The organism is Alcaligenes sp. 13f, from assembly GCF_020496585.1.
Lineage (GTDB): Bacteria > Pseudomonadota > Gammaproteobacteria > Burkholderiales > Burkholderiaceae_B > Alcaligenes > Alcaligenes phenolicus.
In genome coordinates this window covers 1-7,277 of the sequence record NZ_JAHKKC010000049.1, presented here as the reverse complement: position 1 = coordinate 7,277, position 7,277 = coordinate 1, and the positions used below count along the sequence as shown (strand labels likewise).

Genomic DNA, 7,277 nt, shown 5'->3' with positions numbered 1-7,277 from the left:
GGGCGGGCTGTGCTGCAGCCTGGCGGCTGAAGACGCAAGGCCATCAGGTCAGTGTCTTTGAAGCCTCGCGCCATATAGGCGGGCGTGCCCGCCGCATCCACAGCCCCAATCTGGGGCGTGATACCGATAATGGCCAGCACATCATGCTGGGCGCCTACTCCGTCATTCTGGGTTTGATGGGAGAAATCGGGCTGGACGAAGCATCCCGTCTGGAACGCAAGGATCTGGACGTCATCTCGGCCGATGGGCGCTTTCGCCTGCGCAATCGCCCCTTGCCTGCCCCCTTCCATTTATTGACTGGCCTGCTGGGCGCCCAGGGCCTGAGCTGGTCGCAGAAAATCAAGCTGGCACGTTTTTGCCGCTGGCTGATGAAACAGCAATGGCGCACCCCGGATGGTCTGACGGTTTTGCAGCTCCTGGAGCAGCATCAGCAAGACAGCCAGGTCATCCGTTTGTTCTGGCAGCCGCTCTGCGTGGCGGCCATGAACACGCCCATTGAGCAAGCCTGCGCCCAACTATTTGCCCATGTCTTGCGCGACAGCCTGGGCGGTCCCCGGCAAGCCAGCCAAACCTTGATTCCCTTGATGGATTTAAGCCAGCTCTGGTGCGAGCCCGCCCTGCGTGACATTCAGCTACAGCTGGGCCACAGAGTACAAAGACTGGAACTGACAGAGTCAGGTGTACAAATTGACGGCCTGCAGTTTGATGCAGCCATTGTGGCCTGCCCTCCCGTCCAGGCTGCGCGCCTGCTGCATAGCCTACCCAGCAGCCCGGCCAGCGAACAACTGCTGGCCGATCTGGAAGCCTTCAGCTACATCCCTATTGCCACCCTGTATCTGGAATTGGAACAGGCCTGGAATCTGCCCCATTCCATGTTGATGCTGGACGATAAAAGCGGCAGTGGTGGCCAATGGCTGTTTGATCACAGCGCCCTGAAACCGGGCAGCGGTGAAACGCTGGTGGGGATCGTCATCAGCGATGCTGTGCGCCTGCAAGCGCTGGACCGCGAGCAAGCCATTGCCGCGATCATCAAGCAGGTACGCAGCCAGACCCGGCACCTGAAAGCCATGCCTGCCATACGGGCCAGCGAGCTGATTATCGAAAAACGGGCCACGTTTGCGGCTGTGCCCGGTCTGCGTCGCCCTTCGGTAGCGACACCTTGGCCAGCTATTCGCCTGGCAGGCGACTGGACCGATACCGGCTACCCCGGTGTGCTGGAAGGCGCTGTGCGCAGCGGGCTGAAAGCCGCGCATCTGTAAGGGCCACGACTGAGCACTACTGCGCCGACGGTGTCAGCAAAGTCTGCGCAGGCTTATGAGCGGCCAGAAACTCCGATTGAAACAGGCACATGCGCACCACATCCCGATATTGGCCGTTAATGAAGAATTCGTGCTTGAGCTCGCCTTCCACCTGAAAACCAAACTTCTGATAAATGTGGATGGCCTTGTGGTTTTCCTTGTCCACAATCAGCACGATCTTGTACAGGTTCAGCACCCCAAAGCCGTACTCGATAGCCAGCTTGGTCGCCCGCGAGGCAATGCCCTTGCCCTGGAACTCCGGCGCAATAATGATCTGGAACTCTGCCCGGCGATGTACATAATCAATTTCCACCAGTTCCACCACGCCGGACGGCTGCCCTTCCCACTCCACAACGAAACGACGTTCACGCTGATCGTGAATATGCTCATCGTACAGAGCCGCCAGCTCGCCATAGGTTTCGTAAGGTTCCTCGAACCAGTAGCGCATCACGCTGGCGTTATTGTCCAGCAAATGCACAAAGCGCAAGTCTTCGCGCTCCAGCGGGCGTAATTTAACGTGAGTCGTTTTACTCATGATTTTTCTATCCTTTCTCTATGTTCGATAGACGAGCCGCCTATCTGCCTATACCAAAGGCCATAGACATCATGCCCGCATATCGTGTGTTTTTGATGAAGGCCTGATAGAAAAAGTTCAGTCGGCTGCAAAACCGCAGCCCGACCAGTCTTGCGGCAAAACCGGCCAAAAACGCAAAAACCCCGATTTCTGCTTTCCTGCATAGCAAACTGAACATCAGTCAGGCCAGCAGGAATATCAAAATCGGGGTTTGAAACTACTACCTGGCCGCTATGGCTGCGCCAGCCCGGAGCTAGCGCAGGTAGCGGGCATCAGGTTGGGGCGTGTTCCTCGATGTAGCGACGTACTTGAGCTACATCCGAATCCATCACCACCACCTTCTGTGGCAAGTCTGCCAGACCGGTCAGGTGCGCAGGCACCGGAGCGGGCTGACCAATCGCTTCTTCGATTGTCTCGGAGAACTTGGCAGGCAGCGCGGTTTCCAGCACCAGCATGGGGATGCCTTCTTCGCGGAAGTTCTGAGCCACCTTGACGGCGTCTGCCGTGTGCGGGTCGATCAGAGTCTGGTACTGCTTGTTCACCTGAGCAATGGTGTTCAGACGATCCTGGTGCGAGCTGGCACCAGCCACAAAGCCGAACTCTTCCTGGAAGCGTGGCAGATGCTCGCTCAGGTCGAATTGGCCTTCTTTGGCCAGCTGCTCCCACAATGCCTTGACCTTGCTACCATCACGGCCCAGCAGATCAAACACAAAGCGCTCGAAGTTGGAGGCGCGGGAAATGTCCATGGATGGGCTGGACGTGGCGTAAGTTTGCTCGGAACCACGGGGACGATAAATACCGGTGCGGAAGAATTCTTCCAGCACGTTGTTTTCGTTGGTGGCCAGAACCAGCTTGGCGATAGGCAGCCCCATCTGACGAGCAATGTGGCCCGACAGAATATTGCCGAAGTTACCCGAAGGAACGGCAAAAGAGACTTTCTGACCCGCCTGGCTGGTGCTTCGCAGCCAGCCCCAGAAGTAGTACACCACCTGAGCCGAAATGCGGGCCCAGTTAATGGAGTTCACGGCGCCCAAATGCCATTTGGACTTGAACTCCAGATCACCCGCCAAGGCCTTGACGATGTCCTGGCAATCATCGAACACACCTTTCACCGACAGGTTGTGGATGTTTTCGTCTTGCAAGGAGTACATCTGAGCGCGTTGGAAAGCACTCATGCGACCGTAAGGCGAGAGCATGAACACGCTGACGCCACGCTTGCCGCGCAAGGCGTATTCAGCCGCCGACCCAGTGTCGCCGGACGTGGCACCCACAATGTTCAAGGTGCTGTTGCGCTGTGTCAGCACGTATTCGAAAACCTGGCCCAGGAACTGCATGGCCATGTCTTTAAAAGCCAGGGTTGGGCCTTGGGACAAGCCCAGCAAGGAGAAACCGGGTTCCAGTTCCTTGACCGGTACCACCTGCTCGCTGTCGAACACGCCGGGGGCATAAGCACGTGCCGTCAAGGCGGACAGTTCATCAGCCGGAATATCGGTGACAAACAGGCCCAGCACTTTGGCGGCCAGTTCGGGGTAGCTCAGGGCGCGCCAGGACTCCAGCGTTTCTGCACTGACTTGAGGGTAGCTCTCTGGCATGGCCAAACCGCCATCCGGAGCCAGGCCTTCCAGCAAGATGTCCGAAAATGGCTGGGCCTTCATGCCGCCACGGGTAGAGATGTAATTCATTACAGGTTCTCCACGCGCAAACGGGTCACGGCAGACTGTACAAAGGGTAGATTCTGAATCTGGCTGATCGCGCCATTAATGGCACCTTCACGCGCTTCATGCGTCAGGAAGATGATGTCAGCCTGTTCACCGGCTGGCTCCTGGAACATGGAACCGATCGAGATCGAGGCTTGCGCCAGAATGCGAGCCACATCAGCCAGAACACCAGGACGGTCATCCACACGCAAACGCAGGTAGTACGAGGACACCACTTCATCCATAGGCAGGATGGGCGTATCGGACATGGCGTTGTGCTGGAAGGCCAGGTAAGGCACGCGATGTTCCGGTTCTGCCGTTTGCAGACGGGTCACATCCACCAGGTCCGCCACCACCGCCGAGGCGGTTGGCAAGGCGCCGGCACCGGCACCGTAGTAAACGGTTTGGCCCACGGCATCGCCATGCACCAGCACCGCGTTCATGGCACCTTGGACATTGGCCAGCATGCTTTGCAGTGGAACCAGTGTGGGGTGTACGCGCAGTTCGATACCTTCCTCACGGGCGCGGGTAATACCCAGCAGCTTGATGTTGTAGCCCAGGCGTTGTGCGTGTTGCAGGTCTTCCAGTGCCAGGCTGGTAATGCCTTCCACGTGAGCCTTGCTAAATTGCACGGGGATACCAAAGGCCAGGGAGGCCAGCAGGCTCAGCTTGTGCGCAGCATCCACACCTTCAATGTCGAAAGTAGGATCGGCTTCGGCGTAACCCAGACGCTGGGCATCGGCCAGGGCTTCAGCAAAGCTGACACCACGGTTGCGCATTTCGGACAGGATGTAGTTGGTGGTGCCGTTGATAATGCCGGCCAGCCACTGAATACGGTTGGCCGTCAGGCCTTCGCGAATTGCCTTGATGATAGGAATACCACCGGCCACAGCGGCTTCGAAGGCCACCATGACGCTACGCTCGTGAGCAGCGGCAAAAATCTTGTTGCCATGCTTGGCCAGCAGCGCCTTGTTGGCGGTGACCACGTGCTTGCCCTGGGCAATGGCTTCCATGACCCACTCGCGTGCCAGGGTGTCGCCACCCACCAGCTCGACCACAATATCGATCTCGGGGTTGCGCACCACATCCATGCCGTCTGTGGTCAGGGTGACCTCGTCCCCAACCAGCGCACGTGCCTTTTCCAGGTCACGCACAGCAATAGCGACCACCTCAATACGGCGACCGGCGCGGCGAGCGATTTCATCTGCATTGCGTTTCAATACGTTCCAGGTGCCGCTGCCAACCACACCCAAACCCAGCAAACCTACTTTGATAGGACTCATTGAACAAATCCGTCCTTACGGAACATTTCTTTGATGCCGCGTACCGCCTGACGGGTACGTTGCTCGTTTTCGATCAGCGCAAAGCGCACATAATTGTCGCCATACTCACCAAAGCCGATGCCGGGGGATACGGCTACTTTGGCATCGCTCAGTAAGCGCTTGGCAAACTCCAGCGAACCGATGTCCTTGTAGAACTCGGGAATCTTGGCCCAGATATACATTGATGCCTTGGGGACATCGACCATCCAGCCTGCTTCATGCAGGCCCTTGGCCAATACGTCGCGACGGCGGCGGTACTGCTCCACCACCTCGCTGACACAATCTTGTGGTCCTTCCAGCGCCGCAATGGCGGCCACCTGAATCGGTGTGAAGGTACCGTAGTCGTGATAGCTCTTGATACGTGCCAGGGCATTGACCAAGGACTCGTTCCCCACCATGAAGCCAATACGCCAGCCGGCCATATTGTAGCTTTTGCTCATGGTAAAAAACTCGACTGCGACATCGCGCGCACCTTCCACCTGCATGATGGAGGGGGCCACGTAGCCGTCAAAGGTAATGTCGGCATAGGCCAGATCGTGCACCACCAGAATATTGTGCTCGCGTGCCAGCGCCACAATACGCTCAAAAAAGGACAGTTCCACACACTGGGCCGTCGGATTGCTGGGAAAACCCAGAATCATCATTTTGGGCTTGGGAATGGACTCCCGCACGGCTTTTTCGATTTCCTCGAAAAAGTCCACGCCGGGGACCATGGGCACCGAACGGATATTCGCGCCGGCAATGACGGCACCATATATATGAATCGGGTAGCTGGGGTTGGGCACCAGAACGGTGTCGCCCTTGTCCAGGGTTGCCAGCATCAAGTGGGCCAGACCTTCTTTGGAACCGATGGTAACGATCGCTTCACTATCAGGATCCAAGTGCACATTGTAGCGGCGCTCGTACCAATTGGTCACGGCTCGGCGCAGACGCGGAATGCCTTTGGAGACAGAATAACCATGAGTGTCCGGGCGGGTGGCCGCCTCGACCAGCTTTTCCACGATGTGCGCCGGTGTCGCGCCGTCCGGGTTCCCCATGGACATGTCGATAATGTCCTCGCCACGACGGCGGGCGGCCATTTTCAGCTCGCCTGTAATGTTGAACACGTAAGGCGGCAAACGCTCGATGCGCGGAAAGCGAATCATGACATTCCTTGAGAAGAAAACAGCGAAGACCCAAACCAAAAGGTGCGAAGTAAATCAAAGAGTTTAATCCATGATTGACTTACTGAGAATCACTGCAAACAGATCAGGTGCCGCATCGTCCCTGACTCTTTGCGCTATCATCGACCCTGTAACGGGAGAGACTCATCGTGCAACTGCAACGCGAACACAATCCAGCCATGAATGCCATCACCGCTTACGGTGAGGACTATGTGGCAATCAACTTTCAAAACCACGATCATTCCATCTTCTTTAGCCCTGAAGGTCCTGTGCAGGACCTGGCCATTCAAAGCGCAACCGAGCTGACAGCCCCGTTGCTGCGCCGGATTGCCGGACTGGAATCGGTCAAGCAAGACCCCATGGCCTTTCTGGACGACGCCCCACCGGCGCGCCCTGACAACGCCCCCGAATTGATCTTGATTGGGACTGGCCAGCGCCAACACTTTCTGCACCCGGCTGTCACGCAGGAGCTGCTGCAGTGGGGCATAGGTGTGGAAATCATGGATACCCAGGCCGCCGCCAGAACCTACAATATCCTCATGTCCGAAGGCCGCAAAGTTGTCGCCGCCTTACTCATACAGGAAAAAGCATGACAGCCCTACAAATTGGTGCCCCCATCCCCGACTTTTCCGTGCCCTCCACCCAGGGCGAGTTCAGCGCCGCTGACCTGAAAGGAAAAATGACAGTGTTGTACTTTTACCCCAAAGACAACACGCCGGGCTGCACCACCGAGTCCCAGAATTTCCGCGATGCCCTGACCGAATTTCAGGCTGCAGGCGCGCAAATCATTGGCGTTTCGCGCGACTCGCTCAGTTCGCACGAACGTTTTATCGACAAGCAAGCCCTGACTTTCCCTTTGCTTGCCGACACCGAAGAGCGCTTGTGCGAACTGTTTGGGGTCATGAAAATGAAAAACATGTACGGTAAACAGGTACGTGGCATCGAGCGCAGCACCTTTTTGATCGACGCCCAAGGTGTGTTGATTCAAGAATGGCGTGGCATCAAAGTGCCCGGCCACGTCCAAGCTGTATTACAGGCTGTTCAGCAAGCCGCCTGAAACCTTACCGTGCCGACTTGCAGGTCGGCACACAACCAGGAGTACGTGTTATATGCCGCTACCAACGTTGCCCACCAAGCTGGGAACCCTGCTTAGCGAAAAAGATGACAGTGTCATCCTTGCCGATCCACCCGTACCACTAGACGAACCCGACACTCCCCCCGCC

At 57.2% G+C, this 7,277-nt stretch carries 7 protein-coding genes; 3 read left to right on the top strand and 4 right to left on the bottom strand.

What is annotated here, in order from left to right; all coding sequences use genetic code 11:
- A partial coding sequence (gene hpnE, locus KOE80_RS19980) for a hydroxysqualene dehydroxylase HpnE (protein WP_226349828.1) occupies positions 1-1,259 on the top strand: 1,259 nt, incomplete at its 5' end.
- Positions 1,260-1,275: 16 nt separating this feature from the next.
- On the opposite strand, the gene speG is transcribed toward hpnE, so the two are convergent.
- From speG to alaC, 4 genes are all read right to left on the bottom strand, one after another.
- Positions 1,276-1,833, bottom strand: a complete 558-nt coding sequence (gene speG / locus KOE80_RS19975) for a spermidine N1-acetyltransferase (RefSeq protein WP_009461630.1) — start codon at positions 1,831-1,833, stop codon at positions 1,276-1,278.
- Positions 1,834-2,144: 311 nt separating this feature from the next.
- Positions 2,145-3,554, bottom strand: coding sequence for a threonine synthase (gene thrC / locus KOE80_RS19970; RefSeq protein WP_060185754.1), 1,410 nt, complete (start codon positions 3,552-3,554; stop codon positions 2,145-2,147).
- Positions 3,554-4,852, bottom strand: coding sequence for a homoserine dehydrogenase (locus KOE80_RS19965; RefSeq protein WP_022983573.1), 1,299 nt, complete (start codon positions 4,850-4,852; stop codon positions 3,554-3,556). Before KOE80_RS19965 ends, thrC begins: the two co-directional genes overlap by 1 nt.
- Positions 4,849-6,036, bottom strand: a complete 1,188-nt coding sequence (alaC, locus tag KOE80_RS19960; protein WP_026484343.1) for an alanine transaminase — start codon at positions 6,034-6,036, stop codon at positions 4,849-4,851. The genes KOE80_RS19965 and alaC overlap by 4 nt, the downstream gene beginning before the upstream one ends.
- A 167-nt stretch (positions 6,037-6,203) precedes the next feature.
- On the opposite strand from alaC, the gene KOE80_RS19955 reads away from it, so the two are divergent.
- Together KOE80_RS19955 and KOE80_RS19950 are read left to right on the top strand one after the other, a co-directional pair.
- Positions 6,204-6,647 (top strand): Mth938-like domain-containing protein, encoded by a 444-nt coding sequence (locus KOE80_RS19955; RefSeq protein WP_115634067.1) that lies wholly within the window; start codon positions 6,204-6,206, stop codon positions 6,645-6,647.
- Positions 6,644-7,111 (top strand): peroxiredoxin, encoded by a 468-nt coding sequence (locus tag KOE80_RS19950; protein WP_088450767.1) that lies wholly within the window; start codon positions 6,644-6,646, stop codon positions 7,109-7,111. Before KOE80_RS19955 ends, KOE80_RS19950 begins: the two co-directional genes overlap by 4 nt.
- Positions 7,112-7,277 lie beyond the last annotated feature (166 nt).